The organism is Kosakonia sp. ML.JS2a (genome assembly GCF_025642095.1).
GTDB lineage: Bacteria > Pseudomonadota > Gammaproteobacteria > Enterobacterales > Enterobacteriaceae.
This window is the reverse complement of record NZ_CP106754.1, coordinates 1,292,198-1,309,495: the sequence shown is the minus strand read 5'-3', so window position 1 is coordinate 1,309,495 and position 17,298 is coordinate 1,292,198. Positions and strand designations below refer to the sequence as shown.

At 53.9% G+C, this 17,298-nt stretch carries 12 protein-coding genes and 2 rRNA genes; 8 read left to right on the top strand and 6 right to left on the bottom strand.

The window, feature by feature from the left end:
- Window positions 1-166 precede the first annotated feature (166 nt).
- Window positions 167-1,786: an L-aspartate oxidase gene (gene nadB / locus N7922_RS06425; protein ID WP_263099756.1), complete on the top strand. Its 1,620-nt coding sequence runs from the start codon at window positions 167-169 to the stop codon at window positions 1,784-1,786.
- Here the strand turns inward: nadB and trmN are convergent.
- Complete coding sequence (trmN, locus tag N7922_RS06420) at window positions 1,771-2,508, bottom strand: tRNA(1)(Val) (adenine(37)-N(6))-methyltransferase TrmN (protein WP_263099755.1); 738 nt, start codon at window positions 2,506-2,508, stop codon at window positions 1,771-1,773. The genes nadB and trmN overlap by 16 nt on opposite strands.
- A 130-nt stretch (window positions 2,509-2,638) precedes the next feature.
- Between trmN and srmB the strand changes: the two genes are divergently transcribed.
- Window positions 2,639-3,973 (top strand): ATP-dependent RNA helicase SrmB, encoded by a 1,335-nt coding sequence (srmB, locus tag N7922_RS06415; RefSeq protein ID WP_263099754.1) that lies wholly within the window; start codon window positions 2,639-2,641, stop codon window positions 3,971-3,973.
- Window positions 3,974-4,015: 42 nt separating this feature from the next.
- Here the strand turns inward: srmB and grcA are convergent, their stop codons facing one another.
- Window positions 4,016-4,399 carry an autonomous glycyl radical cofactor GrcA gene (grcA, locus tag N7922_RS06410; protein ID WP_061493639.1) on the bottom strand — a complete coding sequence of 128 codons (384 nt, stop codon included), beginning with the start codon at window positions 4,397-4,399 and terminating at the stop codon, window positions 4,016-4,018.
- A gap of 316 nt (window positions 4,400-4,715) precedes the next feature.
- Here grcA and ung point away from each other — a divergent pair, with 316 nt between their 5' ends.
- Window positions 4,716-5,405, top strand: coding sequence for a uracil-DNA glycosylase (ung, locus tag N7922_RS06405; RefSeq protein WP_263099753.1), 690 nt, complete (start codon window positions 4,716-4,718; stop codon window positions 5,403-5,405).
- Window positions 5,406-5,488: 83 nt separating this feature from the next.
- Here ung and N7922_RS06400 read toward each other — a convergent pair whose 3' ends face one another.
- Entirely contained in the window at window positions 5,489-6,583 is a 1,095-nt protein-coding gene (locus tag N7922_RS06400; RefSeq protein WP_263099752.1) for a tRNA/rRNA methyltransferase, read from the bottom strand.
- A 204-nt stretch (window positions 6,584-6,787) separates the two neighbouring features.
- Here N7922_RS06400 and trxC point away from each other — a divergent pair, with 204 nt between their 5' ends.
- The 5 genes from trxC to N7922_RS06375 all read left to right on the top strand — a co-directional run bounded on the left by trxC (window position 6,788) and on the right by N7922_RS06375 (window position 12,508).
- Window positions 6,788-7,207 carry a thioredoxin TrxC gene (trxC, locus tag N7922_RS06395; RefSeq protein ID WP_061493632.1) on the top strand — a complete coding sequence of 140 codons (420 nt, stop codon included), beginning with the start codon at window positions 6,788-6,790 and terminating at the stop codon, window positions 7,205-7,207.
- Between the two features lie 69 nt (window positions 7,208-7,276).
- Window positions 7,277-7,975, top strand: coding sequence for a tRNA-uridine aminocarboxypropyltransferase (locus N7922_RS06390; protein WP_263099751.1), 699 nt, complete (start codon window positions 7,277-7,279; stop codon window positions 7,973-7,975).
- Window positions 7,976-8,007: 32 nt separating this feature from the next.
- Window positions 8,008-10,668, top strand: coding sequence for a bifunctional acetate--CoA ligase family protein/GNAT family N-acetyltransferase (locus N7922_RS06385; RefSeq protein WP_263099750.1), 2,661 nt, complete (start codon window positions 8,008-8,010; stop codon window positions 10,666-10,668).
- A 114-nt stretch (window positions 10,669-10,782) separates the two neighbouring features.
- A complete protein-coding gene (pssA, locus tag N7922_RS06380) occupies window positions 10,783-12,138 on the top strand; it encodes a CDP-diacylglycerol--serine O-phosphatidyltransferase (RefSeq protein ID WP_263099749.1) in 1,356 nt (451 codons plus the stop codon).
- Between the two features lie 46 nt (window positions 12,139-12,184).
- Complete coding sequence (locus tag N7922_RS06375) at window positions 12,185-12,508, top strand: YfiM family lipoprotein (protein WP_263099748.1); 324 nt, start codon at window positions 12,185-12,187, stop codon at window positions 12,506-12,508.
- On the opposite strand, the gene N7922_RS06370 is transcribed toward N7922_RS06375, so the two are convergent.
- The 3 genes from N7922_RS06370 to N7922_RS06360 all read right to left on the bottom strand — a co-directional run bounded on the left by N7922_RS06370 (window position 12,505) and on the right by N7922_RS06360 (window position 17,151).
- The gene (locus N7922_RS06370) at window positions 12,505-13,803 is read right to left on the bottom strand and encodes an MFS transporter (RefSeq protein WP_263099747.1); all 1,299 of its coding nucleotides are present in this window, start codon (window positions 13,801-13,803) and stop codon (window positions 12,505-12,507) included. The genes N7922_RS06375 and N7922_RS06370 overlap by 4 nt on opposite strands.
- A 232-nt stretch (window positions 13,804-14,035) precedes the next feature.
- A 5S ribosomal RNA gene (gene rrf, locus N7922_RS06365) occupies window positions 14,036-14,151 on the bottom strand.
- A gap of 93 nt (window positions 14,152-14,244) precedes the next feature.
- A 23S ribosomal RNA gene (locus N7922_RS06360) occupies window positions 14,245-17,151 on the bottom strand.
- Window positions 17,152-17,298: the final 147 nt, after the last annotated feature.

Genomic DNA, 17,298 nt, shown 5'->3' with positions numbered 1-17,298 from the left:
AATAAGCGCTTACTAACAATCAGATCTTGGTTTGCCCTTCCCAGCCTCTCATCATGCCTCGTTATACATTGTTTAGTGCTTAATACAAAAACCAAAAAAACAGTGCCTGCTCGCCTCTCATAGTGCTATGCTGACCGGACATTGTTTAGTAAATTAAACACAAGCTATGAAAACGACGCCTGAATTCTCTTGTGATGTACTGGTCATTGGCAGCGGTGCGGCAGGTCTCTCTGTGGCATTGCGTCTTGCCGCGCAGCATCGCGTTATCGTCCTCAGCAAAGGACCGATCAGCGAAGGCTCCACCTTCTATGCGCAAGGGGGCATTGCCGCGGTCTTCGATGAAACGGACAGCATTGAATCCCATGTCGAAGACACGTTGATTGCCGGTGCCGGCATTGTCGATCGCCATGCGGCAGAGTTTGTCGCCGGGAATGCGCGCCAGTGTGTACAGTGGCTTATCGATCAGGGTGTGTTATTTGATACCGAGATGACGGCCAACGGCGAGCCGGGTTATCACCTGACCCGCGAAGGCGGGCATAGTCACCGCAGGATCCTTCACGCCGCCGACGCCACCGGAAAAGAAGTCGAAAACACACTGGTCAATCAGGCCATCAATCACCCCAATATTCGCATACTGGAACGCTGTAACGCCGTAGACCTGATTATTTCGGACAAAATCGGTCTGCCTGGCGCCCGCCGCGTCGTCGGGGCATGGGTGTGGAACCGGAATAAAGAACAAGTCGAAACCTGTCAGGCTAAAGCCGTCGTACTGGCGACCGGCGGCGCATCCAAGGTGTACCAGTACACCACCAATCCGGATATTGCTTCCGGCGATGGCATCGCCATGGCCTGGCGCGCCGGTTGTCGGGTCGCAAACCTGGAGTTTAACCAGTTTCACCCCACGGCGCTGTTCCACCCACAAGCGCGCAATTTCCTGCTAACGGAAGCGCTGCGCGGCGAAGGCGCGTATCTGAAACGCCCGGATGGCTCCCGCTTTATGCCGGATTTTGATGCGCGAGGCGAGCTGGCGCCACGTGATATCGTGGCGCGCGCCATCGATCATGAAATGAAGCGCCTTGGTGTGGACTGCATGTATCTCGACATCAGCCATAAGCCGGAAGCGTTTGTCCGTCAGCATTTCCCGATGATTTATGAAAAGCTGCTCGGTCTGGGGCTCGACCTGACGAAAGAACCGATACCGATCGTACCTGCCGCGCACTATACCTGCGGCGGGGTGATGATCGACGATCGCGGGCGTACCGATGTGGACGGGTTATACGCCGTCGGGGAAGTGAGTTATTCCGGGCTGCACGGTGCAAACCGCATGGCATCAAACTCACTGCTTGAATGTCTGGTCTATGGCTGGTCAGCAGCGGAAGATATTTCCCACAGGATGCCGGATATTCACGCTGCACCTGAATTACCAGCATGGGATGAGAGCCGCGTTGACGACGCTGACGAGCGCGTGATCCTGCAACATAACTGGCACGAGCTACGCCTGTTTATGTGGGATTATGTTGGCATCGTCCGTACTACCAAGCGACTGGAACGCGCACTGCGTCGTATCACATTGTTACAGCAGGAAATTGACGAGTACTACGCCAATTTCCGCGTTTCCAATAATCTGCTTGAATTACGCAACCTGGTGCAGGTAGCAGAGCTGATTGTGCGCTGCGCAATGGAACGCAAAGAGAGCCGTGGACTGCATTACACGCTGGACTACCCGGATTTACTGCCCGATTCCGGCCCAACGGTGCTTTCGCCGCGCGGTTACATAAACATGTAGAAAGCCTGTGTCAGCGCGGTATAGCTCTCGGAGTAGCGCTGATCCGGCCCGCGGATCACCAGACGGTCGGCAAAAAACTCACCCGGACGCGGAGAGAATGCCAGTAACACGCGATGCGGCAGACGCCCCTCCGTCTCGGCGACATCCGTACGCAAACGCAGATGCCAGCCAATGCTCTGCGCTTTGCCGGTGAACGCATCGCCCGCGTCCACCGGCAACACTACGCAGAAATAGCCCTCTTCGGTAATCAGCGTCGCGGCAATCTCCAGCAGAGCCAGGTGATCAAGCGTGGTGGTGTAGCGTGCACGATCGCGCTCAGGCGTTGCGCATTTTACGCCTTCCTCAAAATAGGGGGGATTGCTGACGATCAGATCGTAGCGAACGGTATTCTCGTTGCTCCACTGGCGAATGTCGGCAGTGTGCACAGTTATACGTCCGGACCACGGCGAGGCCTGCACGTTTTCCTGCGCCTGCGCAGCCGCCTGCTCGTCCAGCTCAACCGCATCGATCATCACAGTCGGTGGCGTACGCTGAGCCAGCATCAGCGCCAATAAGCCGCTGCCTGTGCCGATATCCAGCATATGCCGGGCATTCGATACCGGAGACCATGCACCTAACATCACGCCATCGGTGCCGACTTTCATGGCGCAACGGTCATGTGCAACAAAGAATTCTTTGAACGTGAAGCCATCACGGCGAAACTGAGCCTTTGGCTGGGACATCTCTACAACCTCAATACGGAAAACAGGTGTAGCATAGGGGAAAGCGAAGACCTGGAAAAGCGATAAGCAGACAACAGATGAAGATTGCAGCCGTAACGTCTATAATCAGCGCCCCACACAGAGGTAGATCATGACTGTAACGACTTTTTCCGAACTCGAACTTGACGACAGCCTGCTGGACGCGCTCCAGAGCAAAGGCTTTACACGCCCGACCGCCATCCAGGCTGCCGCTATTCCGCCTGCGCTTGAAGGGCGTGATGTCCTCGGTTCCGCGCCTACCGGCACCGGTAAAACGGCGGCATATCTGCTGCCTGCGTTGCAGCACCTTCTGGACTTTCCGCGTAAGAAATCTGGCCCGCCGCGTATTCTGATCCTGACGCCAACCCGTGAGCTGGCAATGCAGGTTGCCGATCACGCCCGCGAGCTGGCGGCAAATACGCACCTGGATATCGCCACCATCACCGGTGGCGTGGCGTATATGAACCACGCTGAAGTCTTCAGCGAAAACCAGGATATCGTGGTCGCCACCACCGGCCGTCTGCTGCAATACATTAAAGAAGAGAACTTTGACTGCCGGGCAGTCGAAACGCTGATCCTTGATGAAGCAGACCGTATGCTGGACATGGGTTTCGCGCAGGATATCGAACATATCGCTGGCGAAACGCGCTGGCGTAAGCAAACCATGCTGTTCTCCGCCACGCTGGAAGGTGACGCGATCAAAGATTTCGCCGAACGCTTGCTGGAAGACCCGGTGGAAGTCTCCGCGACGCCGTCCACCCGCGAGCGCAAGAAAATTCACCAGTGGTACTATCGCGCCGACGATGTGGCGCATAAAACCGCTCTGCTGGTACACCTGTTAAACCAGCCTGAAGTAAGTCGCTCTATTGTGTTTGTTCGCAAACGCGAACGAGTGCATGAGCTGGCAAACTGGCTGCGTGAAGCAGGCATCAATAACTGTTATCTCGAAGGCGAGATGGTTCAGGTTAAGCGTAACGAAGCCATCAAACGTTTGACCGATGGTCGCGTCAATGTGCTGGTTGCCACCGATGTTGCAGCACGCGGGATTGATATTCCGGATGTCAGCCACGTCTTTAACTTCGATATGCCGCGCAGCGGCGACACCTATCTGCACCGCATCGGTCGTACCGGTCGTGCGGGCCGTAAGGGTACCGCAATTTCACTGGTAGAAGCGCACGATCACCTGTTACTGGGTAAAATTGGCCGCTACATTGAAGAGCCGCTGAAAGCGCGTGTGATTGATGAGCTGCGGGCGAAAACCCGCACGCCGAGCGAGAAGCTGAAAGGCAAGCCGTCGAAAAAAGCGCTGGCGAAGCGTGAAGAGAAGAAAAAAGAGAAAGAAAAAGAGAAGCCGCGCGTGAAGCAACGCCATCGCGATACCAAAAACATCGGTAAGCGCCGCAAGCCAAGCGCCACAGCGACTGAACAGAAGAATACAGAAGAATAAAAAAACGCCGGGGTTTCCCGGCGTTTTTATCACTGCCTGAAATTACAGGCTTTCAGTAAAAGTACGAGCAATAACGTCGCGCTGCTGTTCTGGAGTCAAAGAGTTAAAACGCACTGCGTAACCTGATACACGAATGGTGAGCTGCGGGTATTTATCCGGGTTTTCAACGGCATCGAGCAGCGTTTCACGACGCAGTACGTTCACGTTCAGGTGCTGACCACCTTCCACACGAACTTCAGGTTTCACTTCCATCGGAATTTCACGGTATTCGATATTGCCGAGCTTGCTAACGGCAACCACTTCATCTTCAGCATAGCCAGCTTTTGCACATACGCAGCGAGCTTCACCTTTTTCGTTATCGAGCAGCCAGAACGAGTTCAGCAGGTTGTCATTTGCAGCTTTAGTAATCTGGATACCAGTAATCATGAATAGCCTCCCATGGGCGCAATATTTGATTTCACCGGAACATTTTCCGGCCAATTGGTAAAACCATTGTTGTCTGATTGTTTATATACCAGTCCGGAAACCTGTATTCTTTGATTAAAATCAATAAAAACCACACTGTAAAAATGGTGATAGCTGGATATTCTTGTTTTATATCAAGTTACGCCATTTGCATCATCTTAAAATTTTTGTAAATTTTAAAAAAATTTTACAGACAGGGCACAGAAAGCGGCGGGGAATTTTGTTCCGGGGAAAGAAGCAGTTAAGCTAAAGGGAACGAACTTCGCAGGAGAGCGGGATGACCACTTCTTTAACATGGCATGACGTGCTGGCCGATGAAAAACAGCAGCCGTACTTTATTAATACCCTGAGCACCGTCGCAACTGAGCGTCATTCCGGGATGACCATCTACCCACCGCAAAAAGATGTGTTCAATGCTTTTCGCTTTACCGAGCTTGGCGATGTCAAAGTGGTGATCCTTGGCCAGGACCCATACCATGGCCCGGGGCAAGCACACGGACTTGCCTTCTCGGTACTGCCTGGCATCGCGATCCCGCCCTCTCTGCTGAATATGTATAAAGAGCTGGAAAAAACGCTGCCGGGTTTTGTCCGCCCGGAACACGGCTACCTTGAAAGCTGGGCGCGCCAGGGCGTGTTGCTACTCAACACGGTGCTAACCGTGCGTGCGGGCCAGGCGCACTCTCACGCCAGCCTGGGCTGGGAAACCTTTACCGATAAAGTCATCAGCCTGATCAACGAACATCGTGAGGGCGTCGTCTTTTTACTCTGGGGTTCACACGCGCAGAAGAAAGGCGCGATTATCGACACAAAGCGTCACCATGTGTTGAAAGCGCCGCATCCCTCACCGCTCTCCGCGCATCGCGGCTTTTTTGGCTGCAATCATTTTGTACTGGCGAATCAGTGGCTGGAACAACATGGGGAAGCGCAGATAGACTGGGTGCCTAAACTACCGGCAGAAAGTGAGTAAACCAGAATGTAGCAGGCCCGGTAAGCGCAGACGCCACCGGGCCTTTTTGCCGGGTACGCTTACCCGGACTGCTGTTTGCGTGATTACGCTTTGTTCTGACGCCACCATTCGGCCAGCAACACACCGGTTGCCACAGAAACGTTGAGGCTTTCAACGTTGCCAGTACCGTCAATGGATACGCTGAGATCGGCACGGGACAATGTCGCATCAGACAACCCGTCACGCTCCTGCCCTAACACCAGCACCATTTTCTTCGGCAGTTCAGCCTTAAACAGCGGCGTACCGTTATGGCTGGAGGTGGTCACCAGCGCATAACCGGCCTGGCGGAACGCTTCCAGCGCATCAACAAAGCTGTCGCCCGTGATCGCCTGAACGTGCTCCGCACCGCCTTCCGCCGTACGCACAGCCGCGCCGGACTCGATCACTGCCGCATCCTGCAGCACCACGCCTTTCACACCAAAGTGCGCGCAGCTACGCATAATCGCGCCTAGGTTATGCGGGTTACCCACATCTTCCAGCGCCAGTACGCAATCTTCTGCACCTGCGCTGGCGACCCATTTCTCTACGCTCAAACCATTGCGTTTTTTGATCAGGAAGCACACGCCACCATGGTGTTCAGTACCGGAGGCTTTCGCCAGCTCAGCGTCATCAACCACGTGATAAGCTTTGCGGTTTGCCGCCATCCAGCGCAGCGCTTCTTTAAAGCGCGGCGTTACGCTCTGCACAAACCAGGCGCGAACGATGGAATCCGGACGACTGCTGAACAGCGCCTGGCAGGCATTTTCGCCATATACGCGTGTCTCTTCTGCACGCTGGCGACGCAGTACTTCCGGATCGATAAAGCTTTTACCGCTGATCCCGCCGTGATCCGGTTTTTCCGGCGTTTCATCACCCGGTGCGCGGGAAACGGTGCGCCAGGGTGAATCACTCTGACGGCTAAAATCTTCGCGTGGTGGACGGCTTCTATCGTCACGCGGTGGGCGACCACCACGGTCATCACGTTGAGAACGGCTTCTGTCATCACGGGCGGGGCGACGGCCTCCGTCTGCACGAGACGATCCCGAACGCGCTGGCCCTTTCCCGGTGCGCGGGTTATAGCCACGTTTATCGGAATCATCATCACTGCGGACATACATCACTTTGACCTTGCCGCTTTTGTTGTTACTTTCGTCGTTCATGCTTTTCTCCACCAGCGCTGCGCGAAGCGCGCAGATTACCTGATGTCCTTGCGCTTAGCCATTACTTCGTACAAAAGCTATCGACTATTGTACTCATTGAATAAATCGCATTGTCGTTTGAAACCTTCTTATTAATAATATGTAACATTGAAGAAACATACCGGCGAAAAGCCGCTTTGTACCACCGCTTCCCTGAGGTTAGTTATGAATACCGTATGTGCAAGCTGCCAGGCATTGAACCGCATTCCTGAGGACAGAATGAACGACGGCGCGAAATGCGGGCGCTGTGGACATGAGCTGTTCGATGGCGATGTCATTAATGCCACTGGCGAAACGCTGGATAAACTGCTGAAAGACGATCTGCCCGTGGTGGTGGATTTCTGGGCACCCTGGTGCGGCCCGTGCCGTAACTTTGCGCCTATTTTTGAAGATGTCGCGGAAGAGCGCAGCGGTAAAGTGCGTTTTGTCAAAGTGAATACCGAAGCCGAACGTGAACTGAGCGCACGTTTCCGCATTCGTAGTATTCCTACCATCATGTTGTTCAAAAAAGGTGAAGTGGTCGACATGCTGAGCGGCGCAATGCCAAAAGCACCGTTTGATAACTGGCTCAACGAATCACTCTGATCCTGTCGGGGCGCATCTTGTGCCCCGTTTTGACCTCTGCGACAATGGCGTTTTTCCTGTGCAATCCTGATGACTGATAACGCCGTTCTTCAACTTCGCGCTGAGCGCCTTGCCCGCGCCACTCGCCCGTTTCTGGCGCGTGGTAACCGTATCCGACGCTGTCAGCGCTGCCTGTTGCCACTGCGACAATGCCTGTGCGATACCCTCAAACCAGCGGCTGCCCGTAGCCGTTTTTGCCTGGTAATGTTTGATACCGAACCGATGAAACCCAGTAATACCGGGCGTCTGATTGCCGATATTCTGCCTGAAACCCTGGCGTTTCAGTGGTCGCGCACCGAGCCGCCACAGGCGCTGATCGATCTCTGCGCCAGCGACGAATATCAGCCCATGGTGGTCTTTCCTTCCTCTTATGCAGGCAGTGAACGCCAGGTGCTGAGCGCGCCGCCTGCAGGTAAACCTCCGCTGTTTATTATGCTGGACGGCACCTGGACAGAAGCGCGTAAAATGTTCCGCAAAAGCCCTTATCTGGATGCACTACCGGTCATTTCTGTGGATCTGTCGCGGGTTTCGGCCTATCGCTTGCGTGAAGCACATGCTGACGATCAATATTGCACCGCAGAAGTGGCGATCGCTTTATTGGACCTGGCGAATGACAATGTCGCCGCGCAAGCGCTGGGGGACCATTTCAGCCTGTTCCGCGAACGTTACCTCGCGGGTAAACCGCATCATCCATCCGCCATCACAGCAAACGAAGCAGAAAGCGTTTAATATCATCAGGTCACTCTTTTCAGGAGGCCGGTATGAGCCAACGAGGGCTGGAAGCGTTATTGCGTCCCAAATCGATCGCCGTGGTGGGCGCATCCATGAAACCGGATCGCGCCGGTTTTCTGATGATGCGCAATCTGTTGGCCGGCGGTTTTGCCGGGCCGGTGTTGCCGGTTACCCCTGCATATAAAGCGGTGCTCGGTGTTCTGGCCTGGCCGGATATTGCCAGCCTGCCTTTTACGCCTGACCTCGCGGTGCTGTGTACTCACGCCCGGCGCAACCTCGATCTGCTCGACGCGCTCGGGCAAAAAGGGTGTAAAACCTGCATTATTCTTTCTGCTCCACCTGAGCAGCATGCCGACTTACTCGCCTGCGCCAGCCGCTATCAGATGCGGCTACTGGGTCCAAATAGCCTGGGTCTGCTGGCCCCATGGCAAGGGCTGAACGCCAGTTTTTCTCCGGTGCCGATTACGCGCGGCAAACTGGCATTTATTTCCCAGTCCGCCGCGGTTTCTAATACCATTCTGGACTGGGCGCAGCAGCGGGAAATGGGGTTCTCCTACTTTATTGCCCTCGGCGATAGCCTGGATATCGATGTCGATGAGCTGCTGGATTTCCTCGCACGGGACAGTAAAACCAGTGCGATCCTGCTCTATCTGGAGCATCTTAGCGATGCCCGGCGTTTTGTCTCCGCTGCGCGTAGCGCATCCCGTAATAAGCCTATTCTGGTGATTAAAAGCGGGCGAAGCCCGGCTGCACAACGCTTACTGCATGCACATGCAGGGCTTGATCCAGCCTGGGATGCGGCTATCCAGCGTGCGGGGTTGTTGCGGGTACAAGATACGCATGAGTTGTTTTCCGCTGTCGAGACGCTCAGCCATATGCGCCCGCTGCGTGGTGAGCGTTTGATGATTATCAGTAATGGCGCGGCCCCGGCGGCGCTGGCGCTCGATGAGCTATGGTCACGTAACGGCAAGCTGGCAACACTGAGTGAGGAAACACTGGCGCAGCTTCGCGCGGTATTGCCGGAATATGTCAATGTGGGCAACCCGCTGGATTTGCGTGACGACGCCAGTAACGAACGCTATGTCTCCGCGCTGACGGTTTTGCTGGAGAGCCAGGATTACGATGCCCTGATGGTGATCCACTCACCCAGTGCGACAGCGCCCGGCAGCGAAAGCGCGCAGGCGCTGATCGACGCCCTGAAAAAGCACCCACGCGGAAAGTATGTCACCGTCCTGACCAACTGGTGCGGTGAGTTCTCATCGCAGGATGCGCGCCGTCTGTTCAGCGAAGCCGGGCTGCCGACCTACCGCACGCCAGAAGGCGCTATCACGGCGTTTATGCATATGGTGGAGTACCGCCGGAACCAGAAGCAGTTGCGCGAAACGCCCGCTATCTCGCTCAGCCAGACGGCCGATACCGCCGAGGCCTATCAGCTGCTGCGTCAGGCTATCGCCGATGGGGCCACGACGCTCGACACCCATGAAGTACAACCTATTTTGCGCGCCTGGGGTTTACAGACTTTACCAACCTGGATTGCAGGTGACAGCGCGGAAGCGGTGCATATTGCCGAGAAAATCGGTTACCCGGTGGCCTTAAAACTCCGTTCTCCGGATATTCCGCATAAATCGGAAGTTCAGGGGGTGATGCTCTATTTGCGTACCGCCAAAGAGGTGCAACAGGCTGCCGATGCCATTATCGATCGTGTGAAAATGAACTGGCCACAGGCTCGCATTCACGGTTTGCAGGTGCAGAGCATGGCAAACCGTGCGGGAGCGCAGGAGCTCCGCGTGGTGGTTGAGCAGGATCCGGTGTTTGGTCCGTTAATTATGTTGGGCGAAGGCGGTGTGGAATGGCGGGCGGAAGATCAGGCGGCTGTCGCGCTGCCTCCGTTGAATATGAATCTGGCACGGTATCTGGTGATTCAGGCAATCAAGAACAAGAAGATCCGCGGGCGAAGCGCATTACGCACACTCGACATCGCGGGTCTGAGCCAGTTTTTAGCGCAGGTTTCGAACCTGATTGTTGATTGCCCGGAGATTGAGCGCCTTGATATCCACCCGTTGCTGGCGTCCGGCAGCGAGTTTATCGCGCTGGATGTCACCATGACCGTCGCCCCTTTTGAGGGCAACGGAGAAACACGTCTTGCCATTCGCCCTTATCCGCAACATCTGGAAGAGCAGGTGGAAATGAAAAACGGCGAACAGTGCCTGTTCCGCCCGATTCTTCCTGAAGATGAGCCGCACTTACAGCAATTTATCGCGCAGGTCACCAAAGAGGATCTCTATTACCGCTATTTCAGCGAGATCAACGAATTTACCCATGATGATTTAGCGAATATGACGCAAATCGACTACGATCGGGAAATGGCATTTGTTGCAGTGCGTCGTACGAATGAAGGCGAAGAGATCCTTGGCGTTACGCGTGCAATCTCCGATCCGGATAACATCGATGCGGAATTCGCCGTGCTGGTACGCTCTGATTTGAAGGGGCTGGGTCTTGGGCGGCGTCTGCTGGAAAAGCTGATCAGTTATACGCGAGATCACGGACTTAAGCGCTTGAATGGTATTACTATGCCGAATAATCGCGGCATGGTAACGCTGGCGCGAAAACTGGGATTTGATGTCGATGTTCAGCTGGAAGATGGGATTGTGGGCTTGTCGCTCCCTCTGACGCAGACGGAAGAATCCTGAGTAAGGTACTGGAAATGTTGACCACTTTAGCGGGCTCGGTGTTATTATTGTCCGCTTATGTCGTCTGACATGGTACAGAAGACCCTTCAATAAACAGAGAAGAAACGCACTGTGATGTTGTCAAAATTTAAGCGTAATAAACATCAACAACACCTTGCCCAACTACCCAAGATTTCTCAGTCAGCGGATGATGTAGCCTTTTTCTACTCACCCGCAGATTTCAGAGAAACGCTGCTTGCCAGGATAGCCAGCGCAACGCACCGAATCTATATCATTGCCCTGTATCTTGAACAGGATGATGGTGGGAAAGGAATTCTGAACGCACTGTATGAAGCAAAACGCCAACGTCCGGAACTGGATGTGTGCGTGCTTGTCGACTGGCATCGCGCCCAGCGCGGTCGCATCGGCGCCGCAGCGTCAAACACGAATGCCGACTGGTATTGTCGCATGGCGCAAGAAAACGCCGGCGTGTCGATTCCCGTTTACGGTGTACCGGTAAATACCCGTGAAGCGCTTGGCGTACTCCACTTTAAAGGGTTTATTATTGATGACTGCGTGCTCTACAGTGGCGCCAGCCTCAATGATGTTTACCTGCATCAGCACGATAAATACCGTTACGATCGCTATCAGCTTATCCGCAATCCGCAGATGGCCGATGTCATGCAAAACTGGGTAGTTCAGAACCTGGTGCAGGGGCGCGGCGTGAATCGCCTGGACAATCCTCAACGCCCGAAAAGCCCGGAAATCAAAAACGATATTCGCCAGTTTCGTCAGGAACTGCGGGATGCCACGTTTCATTTTCAGGGCGATGCCGATAACGAGCAGCTCTCGGTAACACCGTTGGTCGGACTGGGAAAATCCAGCCTGCTGAATAAAACGATCTTTCACCTGATGCCGTGTGCGGAACACAAACTGACCATTTGTACGCCGTACTTCAATCTGCCTGCGGTACTGGTGCGCAATATCATTCAACTGCTGCGTGAAGGCAAAAAAGTCGAGATTATTGTTGGCGACAAAACTGCCAATGACTTTTTTATCCCTGAAGATCAGCCATTTAAAATCATCGGTGCGCTGCCTTACCTTTATGAGATTAACCTGCGCCGTTTCCTGAGCCGACTGCAGTACTATGTGAATACCGAGCAGTTGGTGGTACGTCTGTGGAAAGATGACGATAATAGTTACCACCTGAAAGGCATGTGGGTTGATGATGAGTGGATCCTGCTGACGGGTAATAACCTGAACCCGCGCGCATGGCGACTCGATCTCGAAAACGCGGTGCTGATCCACGATCCAAAACACGAGCTGGCAGCGCAGCGTGATAAAGAGCTGGAGCTTATTCGCACGCATACCACAGTCGTTAACCACTATCGCGATCTGCAAAGCATTGCCGACTATCCGGTAAAAGTGCGTAAGCTGATTCGCCGGTTACGCCGTATCCGTATCGACAAGTTAATCAGTCGTATTCTTTAAACCGAGGCCCCGTCATCGCACGGGGCTTTTTTTTCAGGCTTCGCGAATGAAATATACTGTGCTGATCGGTGCACTGCTGTTGACGGGATGTAGCCATATGGCGAACGACAACTGGAGCGGGCAGGATAAAGCACAGCATTTCCTCGGCTCCGCTATGCTCTCTGCTGCGGGTAATGAAGTCGCACAACATCAGGGGATCAGCCGCGATCGAAGCGCAATGTTTGGGCTGATGTTTTCTGTTAGCCTGGGGGCATCAAAAGAGTTGTGGGACAGCCGCCCGGCGGGGAGCGGCTGGAGCTGGAAAGATTTCGCCTGGGATGTTGCTGGCGCCACAACGGGTTACACCGTGTGGCAACTGGCCAGACATTAAAGACGAATACCTTTCCCTTTACGGTGTAGCATCAAAGAGACCAAGAATGCTAACGCTCCCATGACGGTGACATACCAGAAGAAAGCCGTTTCAAAACCGATCGATTTCAGTGACAGCGCAACATATTCTGCCGAACCACCAAAGAGTGCATTCGCCACCGCATAGGATAAGCCGACGCCCAGCGCGCGAACCTGCGCAGGGAACATTTCAGCTTTCAGGATCCCGCTGATCGAGGTATAGAAACTGGCGATCACCAGAGCCAGCATAACCAGGGCGAATGCAGCATACGGGGACGTTACGCTGTGCAGTGCACTGAGGATTGGTACCGTGCACAACGTGGCAAGACCACCAAAAAGCAGCATCGAGGTGCGGCGGCCAATCCGATCAGACAGGGCACCAATAAGCGGCTGGATCAGCATAAAGACAAACAGCGCGACCGTCATAATCACGCTGGCGACGTTGGCATGCATTCCGGCAGTGTTCACCAGGTACTTCTGCATATAAGTTGTGAATGTATAGAACGTTAATGAGCCCCCAGCCGTAAAACCGAGCACCATAATGAAGGCTTTACGATTGCGCCATAGCCCTTTTAGCGAACCCGCTTCTTTTAGCGCGCGCACTTCCTGCTGCGAGGTTTCATCCAACTGGCGACGCAACCACAGAGCGACGATAGCCAGAGCAGCCCCGAGAGCAAAGGGAATACGCCAACCCCAAGCGCGAAGCGCTTCGTCTTCCAGGACCTGCTGCAGTATCACAACAACCAACAATGCCAGTAACTGCCCACCGATCAGAGTGACGTACTGAAACGAGGCGTAAAAGCCTTTCCGTCCTTCAACTGCCACTTCGCTCATGTAAGTTGCACTGGTTCCGTATTCTCCCCCCACTGACAATCCCTGAAACAGGCGTGCCAGCAACAGTAATGCCGGTGCCCAGGTACCAATGGTTTCATAGCCCGGTAGGCAGGCGATCACCAGCGATCCCAGGCACATCATGCACACTGAAATCAGCATGGATTTTTTACGACCGTGCCGGTCAGCGATGCGACCAAACAACCAGCCGCCAATGGGTCGCATCAGAAAACCTGCGGCGAATACACCTGCTGTTTGCAGTAATTGAGTGGTGGTGTTTCCGGCGGGGAAAAAAATATGTGCGAAGTAGAGAGAGCAAAAGGAATAAACATAGAAGTCAAACCATTCCACCAAGTTACCTGATGAGGCACCAATGATCGCCCATACCCGACGCCGGGTATCGCTGCTGGTGAGCGACTCACGTGTTGTCATACTGCTTTCAGCCATTGTGATGATACTCCTGCCCGAGCTATTGATGAGATGTGCACGTGGTGAGGTGTACGGAGTAAGCATCCTTAACTCACTGATATGCAAAAACCAAAATGTTGCATATTTGTTATAATCAATTAGTGAGACAAGTCACATTTTCGCTTAGCTGGGTAAGGAATTCAGAATATAGCCTGGTGAGGTGAATAGCAAAAGGCCCAGTCTTTCGACTGGGCCTTCTGCTTTATTTGATGCCTGGCAGTTCCCTACTCTCGCATGGGGAGACCCCACACTACCATCGGCGCTACGGCGTTTCACTTCTGAGTTCGGCATGGGGTCAGGTGGGACCACCGCGCTAGTGCCGCCAGGCAAATTCTGTTTATCAGACCGCACACGCGCCCTGACATCATCTGTATCAAGCTGATTATCGCGTCTCTCACGCCAAAACATCTTCGGCGTTGTAAGGTTAAGCCTCACGGTTCATTAGTACCGGTTAGCTCAACGCATCGCTGCGCTTACACACCCGGCCTATCAACGTCGTCGTCTTCAACGTTCCTTCAGGAGACTCAAGGTCTCAGGGAGAACTCATCTCGGGGCAAGTTTCGTGCTTAGATGCTTTCAGCACTTATCTCTTCCGCATTTAGCTACCGGGCAGTGCCATTGGCATGACAACCCGAACACCAGTGATGCGTCCACTCCGGTCCTCTCGTACTAGGAGCAGCCCCCCTCAATTCTCCAGCGCCCACGGCAGATAGGGACCGAACTGTCTCACGACGTTCTAAACCCAGCTCGCGTACCACTTTAAATGGCGAACAGCCATACCCTTGGGACCTACTTCAGCCCCAGGATGTGATGAGCCGACATCGAGGTGCCAAACACCGCCGTCGATATGAACTCTTGGGCGGTATCAGCCTGTTATCCCCGGAGTACCTTTTATCCGTTGAGCGATGGCCCTTCCATTCAGAACCACCGGATCACTATGACCTGCTTTCGCACCTGCTCGCGCCGTCACGCTCGCAGTCAAGCCAGCTTATGCCATTGCACTAACCTCCTGATGTCCGACCAGGATTAGCTGACCTTCGTGCTCCTCCGTTACGCTTTAGGAGGAGACCGCCCCAGTCAAACTACCCACCAGACACTGTCCGCAACCCGGATTACGGGTCCACGTTAGAACATCAAACATTAAAGGGTGGTATTTCAAGGTTGGCTCCACGCAGACTGGCGTCCACGCTTCAAAGCCTCCCACCTATCCTACACATCAAGGCTCAATGTTCAGTGTCAAGCTATAGTAAAGGTTCACGGGGTCTTTCCGTCTTGCCGCGGGTACACTGCATCTTCACAGCGAGTTCAATTTCACTGAGTCTCGGGTGGAGACAGCCTGGCCATCATTACGCCATTCGTGCAGGTCGGAACTTACCCGACAAGGAATTTCGCTACCTTAGGACCGTTATAGTTACGGCCGCCGTTTACCGGGGCTTCGATCAAGAGCTTCTCCTTACGGATAACCCCATCAATTAACCTTCCGGCACCGGGCAGGCGTCACACCGTATACGTCCACTTTCGTGTTTGCACAGTGCTGTGTTTTTAATAAACAGTTGCAGCCAGCTGGTATCTTCGACTGATTTCAGCTCCGTGAGCAAGTCACTTCACCTACGCATCAGCGTGCCTTCTCCCGAAGTTACGGCACCATTTTGCCTAGTTCCTTCACCCGAGTTCTCTCAAGCGCCTTGGTATTCTCTACCTGACCACCTGTGTCGGTTTGGGGTACGATTTCGTGTTACCTGATGCTTAGAGGCTTTTCCTGGAAGCAGGGCATTTGTCACTTCAGCACCGTAGTGCCTCGTCATCACGCCTCAGTGTTAAAGCGCTCCGGATTTGCCTGGAGCACACACCTGCACGCTTAAACCGGGACAACCGTCGCCCGGATGACATAGCCTTCTCCGTCCCCCCTTCGCAGTAACACCAAGTACAGGAATATTAACCTGTTTCCCATCGACTACGCCTTTCGGCCTCGCCTTAGGGGTCGACTCACCCTGCCCCGATTAACGTTGGACAGGAACCCTTGGTCTTCCGGCGAGCGGGCTTTTCACCCGCTTTATCGTTACTTATGTCAGCATTCGCACTTCTGATACCTCCAGCATGCCTCACAGCACACCTTCACAGGCTTACAGAACGCTCCCCTACCCAACAACACATAGTGTCGCTGCCGCAGCTTCGGTGCATGGTTTAGCCCCGTTACATCTTCCGCGCAGGCCGACTCGACCAGTGAGCTATTACGCTTTCTTTAAATGATGGCTGCTTCTAAGCCAACATCCTGGCTGTCTGGGCCTTCCCACATCGTTTCCCACTTAACCATGACTTTGGGACCTTAGCTGGCGGTCTGGGTTGTTTCCCTCTTCACGACGGACGTTAGCACCCGCCGTGTGTCTCCCGTGATAACATTCTCCGGTATTCGCAGTTTGCATCGGGTTGGTAAGCCGGGATGGCCCCCTAGCCGAAACAGTGCTCTACCCCCGGAGATGAATTCACGAGGCGCTACCTAAATAGCTTTCGGGGAGAACCAGCTATCTCCCGGTTTGATTGGCCTTTCACCCCCAGCCACAAGTCATCCGCTAATTTTTCAACATTAGTCGGTTCGGTCCTCCAGTTAGTGTTACCCAACCTTCAACCTGCCCATGGCTAGATCACCGGGTTTCGGGTCTATACCCTGCAACTTAACGCCCAGTTAAGACTCGGTTTCCCTTCGGCTCCCCTATTCGGTTAACCTTGCTACAGAATATAAGTCGCTGACCCATTATACAAAAGGTACGCAGTCACACCCCAAAGGGTGCTCCCACTGCTTGTACGTACACGGTTTCAGGTTCTTTTTCACTCCCCTCGCCGGGGTTCTTTTCGCCTTTCCCTCACGGTACTGGTTCACTATCGGTCAGTCAGGAGTATTTAGCCTTGGAGGATGGTCCCCCCATATTCAGACAGGATACCACGTGTCCCGCCCTACTCATCGAGCTCACAACCTGTGCATTTTTGTGTACGGGGCTGTCACCCTGTATCGCGCGACTTTCCAGACGCTTCCACTAACACACAAGCTGATTCTGGCTCTGGGCTCCTCCCCGTTCGCTCGCCGCTACTGGGGGAATCTCGGTTGATTTCTTTTCCTCGGGGTACTTAGATGTTTCAGTTCCCCCGGTTCGCCTCATTAACCTATGGATTCAGTTAATGATAGTGTGACGAGTCACACTGGGTTTCCCCATTCGGACATCGCCGGTTATAACGGTTCATATCACCTTACCGGCGCTTTTCGCAGATTAGCACGTCCTTCATCGCCTCTGACTGCCAGGGCATCCACCGTGTACGCTTGGTCGCTTAACCTCACAACCCGAAGATGTTTCTTGCGATCCATCATCAGTTGTGAAAATTTGAGAGACTCGCAGAACAGTTCGCACTGTTCTGTGTTTCAATTTTCAGCTTGATCCAGATTTTTAAAGAGCAAATATCTCAAACATGACTCGTGAGTCA

Coding starts and splice junctions, on each gene's coding strand:
- nadB (WP_263099756.1), top strand. CDS start 167: ATGAAAACGACGCCTGAATTCTCTTGTGATGTACTGGTCATTGGCAGC.
- trmN (WP_263099755.1), bottom strand. CDS start 2,508: ATGTCCCAGCCAAAGGCTCAGTTTCGCCGTGATGGCTTCACGTTCAAA.
- srmB (WP_263099754.1), top strand. CDS start 2,639: ATGACTGTAACGACTTTTTCCGAACTCGAACTTGACGACAGCCTGCTG.
- grcA (WP_061493639.1), bottom strand. CDS start 4,399: ATGATTACTGGTATCCAGATTACTAAAGCTGCAAATGACAACCTGCTG.
- ung (WP_263099753.1), top strand. CDS start 4,716: ATGACCACTTCTTTAACATGGCATGACGTGCTGGCCGATGAAAAACAG.
- N7922_RS06400 (WP_263099752.1), bottom strand. CDS start 6,583: ATGAACGACGAAAGTAACAACAAAAGCGGCAAGGTCAAAGTGATGTAT.
- trxC (WP_061493632.1), top strand. CDS start 6,788: ATGAATACCGTATGTGCAAGCTGCCAGGCATTGAACCGCATTCCTGAG.
- N7922_RS06390 (WP_263099751.1), top strand. CDS start 7,277: ATGACTGATAACGCCGTTCTTCAACTTCGCGCTGAGCGCCTTGCCCGC.
- N7922_RS06385 (WP_263099750.1), top strand. CDS start 8,008: ATGAGCCAACGAGGGCTGGAAGCGTTATTGCGTCCCAAATCGATCGCC.
- pssA (WP_263099749.1), top strand. CDS start 10,783: ATGTTGTCAAAATTTAAGCGTAATAAACATCAACAACACCTTGCCCAA.
- N7922_RS06375 (WP_263099748.1), top strand. CDS start 12,185: ATGAAATATACTGTGCTGATCGGTGCACTGCTGTTGACGGGATGTAGC.
- N7922_RS06370 (WP_263099747.1), bottom strand. CDS start 13,803: ATGGCTGAAAGCAGTATGACAACACGTGAGTCGCTCACCAGCAGCGAT.